Raw genomic sequence first — 2,994 nt, forward strand, 5'->3', positions numbered from 1 at the left:
TGCGGCTGGCGGTGAGTCGCGGACGGTTCCGGCGGCAGTCGCGGCGCGGACATCCCGGGCCGGCATCGAGTCGCGCACGCCGTCGGCCCCTGCTCCCGCTGTCGCCCCTGCCGCCCCTCTCCCTGTTGCCCCCGCCGCGCCGCGCGTGCGGCGGTCGCCCGCGCAGCGGGAGTTCGTGCCGGTGGTGCCGTCCGGGCAGCCGAGGACCACCGGTGTTCTCCCGCCGCAGCCGTCGGCCTTCGGGAACGCCGACGAACCCGTGGCCGCCACCTCCTGCTCGGCCGTGGCGGGGCGTTCCTGATGCGGCACGGACACGGGACGGAAGGGCGACCTCGGGGCGGACGCCCGCACCGGCGGCGTCGTCCTCGCGTCCGCCGCACCCTCCCATCGACCCGAAAGTGAGCGGGGATGGCACAGGCAACCCCCAGGGAGACCGGCGTGGACGACGGGGCGGTACGCGTCGAGGAGCACGATTGCCTGCTGGTGCTCCGTTCCGGCACCTCCGGGCCTGTGGACGAGGTCGACGACCTCGCCCGTGTGCTGCGCTGGGCGGGCGACCGGACGGTCACGCTGGTCTCCGATCCCCAGACCATGGCTCGGGCGGACTTCTGGCCCCGGCTGGGCGGAGCGCTCGACGCGCTTCGCGGGGCCGGTCACACGGCCGTACGCCTGGCGATGGCGGGCGCGGGTGAGGAGCGGCCCGGCCGTCCGGCGCTGGCCCGGCGGGTCGCCGACAGCTGGGCCGTCACCGTGGAGGCCCCCACCGCCGGAGTGCACACGGTGCCGGGCGCCTCGCTGTACGCCCCCGGCGGATGGCTGGGGTTCGCCCCCGGTCTCGCCCCGGTGCTGCTCGGCGCGCGGTGCCCGAGGCCCGCGTGGGAGGCCGCGCTCGACGCCGTTCCCGAGCGCACGGCCGGCGGCCAGGTGGTCGAGCGGATCCCGGCCGGCCTGCTGCTGCGGCCCGCGCAGGCGCCCGCCACCGTACCGGGCGATCTCCACCACAGCGTTCCGCTCGATCCCCGGCGGCTCACCGTGGTCGTCGGCGGTCCGCCGGGGGACGAGGCGTCGGCCGACGACGTCGCCGCCGTGCTGTCCGCGCTGCCCGAGCCGGTGCGCGACGCGGTGCGGCTGGCACCCGGCGGTCCCCTGGACCTGCTGCCGCTGGCCCAGCGACTGGCCGACCGGCTCGGCGCCCCCGTGACGGCCGCGACCGGACTGCCGCTGTTGACCGACGGCCCGTCCGGCGGCGCACGCGCGGTCCGTTCCGTCGTGATCGGGACGGACGGCGCGCCCGGCTGGGTACCGTTCGTCAACGCCGCCGAGTGCCGGCCCGGACGGGAGCCCCGGCTGCTGGGCTGCGCGGCACCGCTGCACGGACCGGACGACCCGCCCGACGGAGCGGTCCGGCTCACCGACCGCTGGCAGGTGACGGTGACCCGGGCCGGCCTGTGGGTCGGCGAGCACGCTGCCGCCCACCCGGCTGCGGGGCTCGCGGTCGGCCCGGCGGGACCGGTCGTGGAGGCCGGGGTCCCGGGGGAGCGGCCGGACCCCTCGCTGTGGCCCGCCCTGGACCGGCTGCTCGGTTCGCTGCCGCCGCAGACGCGTGCGAACGCCACGCTCCAGGTGCACGGTTCCGCACCGGAGGACGCCGACGCCCTGCGCGAGCTGGAGACCCGCCACGGCCTGCGCGTCCAGGCCCCGACCGGAGGGGCGCACCTCGTCCCGTACCCGCGGAACCCGGTTGCCGCAGCCGCACCGGCCGTGCCCCGCACCGCGGCGGATCCACTGGCCGTACCCGATCTCGCCGACGCGTGGGAGCACCTCATCGGGGGGCGGGCGGAGACCGCCGCCCCCCGGGCACCGCTGGCCCCGGACCCGCCCGCCGGCCCCGACCTCGACGAGGCGTGGGAGCACCTGAGCAGGCGCCCCACGCCGGTCACCACCTTGTCGTCGGACGCGTCAGCCGTGTCGGAGGCGCCGGGTGCGCCGGGCGCCCTGGACACGTCCGACCGGCGCACGCCCCGGCCGCGACCGTCCCGGCCGGACGCCACACGGCCGGCGGGGCCGGTGCCCGGCCGGTCCCCCTTCCGGGCCGGTCACCGCAGCAGTCCCGCGGAGCACACGGCGCTGCGGCTGCTCGCGGGCCCGGCGTGGGAGCGGCACGCGCCCGCCGTCGCCCGCGCGCTCACCCGGCTGCCGGCCCTGACCGACGGGGAACGGGCAGCAGCCGAGGCGGACCTCACGGCGGTTCTCCTCCATCTCGACGACGCGGGCGGGCTGCTCGACCACCACGCGGTCGCCGCGGCCTGCCACGGGCGCGACGACCGGCTCCTGCCGTTCGCCTCCTGCCTGGTGTCCGGCCTGCGGCGACTGCCGACCCACCGCGGCGCGGTCCTGCGCGGCGCGGGTTCCGCGCTGCCGCAGGCGGAGGACCCGGAGACCGATCCGCTCCGCCCCGGCACCGTCCTCTGGGACCGCGCCCCGCTCACCGGCGTGCGCGCGACCGGGGGAGCGGCCTGGCCGCGCGGCCCGCGCTATGCCGTCTGGTCGGTCACCGGCCGCCTCGCCCGGTCGCTGTTCGCCGACCCGGACCAGCCGGAGGAGGGCCCGCAAGCCGTGGTCTCGGAGCTGGTGGTTCCGGAAGTGGTGTTCGCCCCCGGCACGCCCTTCATGGTCCTCGACGTACGGCGCGGCGGCCCGTCCCCGGTGGTCCTGCTGCGTGAACTGCCCGCCTCGGGCGGGGCGCCGGCGTCCGCACCGGGCCAGGACGGGGACGCCGAACTCGGCGGGGCCGACCGTGCCGCGCTCGCGGGCCTGGACGAGCTGCTCCGCGGCCGGGGCGCCCAGAACGGCGGCGGAGGCTGGCCGGAGCGGTGCGCGGGCCCGGTGGGCGAGGGCCCCTAGAAGGCTGATGAAGATCTTGGTGAGGGCTGTCCGGCCGTCAGGCCGGACAGCCCTCCGCTCATGCACTGGCTGGTGCGATGTGCCAGGTGC

General features: G+C 78.5%; 1 protein-coding gene and 1 pseudogene. One reads left to right on the top strand and one right to left on the bottom strand.

The window, feature by feature from the left end:
• Positions 1-315, bottom strand: a pseudogene (locus ACIQVL_RS31670) (hypothetical protein); the annotation flags it as partial.
• A 93-nt stretch (positions 316-408) separates the two neighbouring features.
• Here ACIQVL_RS31670 and ACIQVL_RS31675 point away from each other — a divergent pair.
• Positions 409-2,904 carry a hypothetical protein gene (locus ACIQVL_RS31675; RefSeq protein ID WP_403477053.1) on the top strand — a complete coding sequence of 832 codons (2,496 nt, stop codon included), beginning with the start codon at positions 409-411 and terminating at the stop codon, positions 2,902-2,904.
• Positions 2,905-2,994: the final 90 nt, after the last annotated feature.

Source organism: Streptomyces sp. NPDC090499 (assembly GCF_044769305.1).
In the GTDB taxonomy this organism is placed as follows: Bacteria; Actinomycetota; Actinomycetes; order Streptomycetales; family Streptomycetaceae; genus Streptomyces.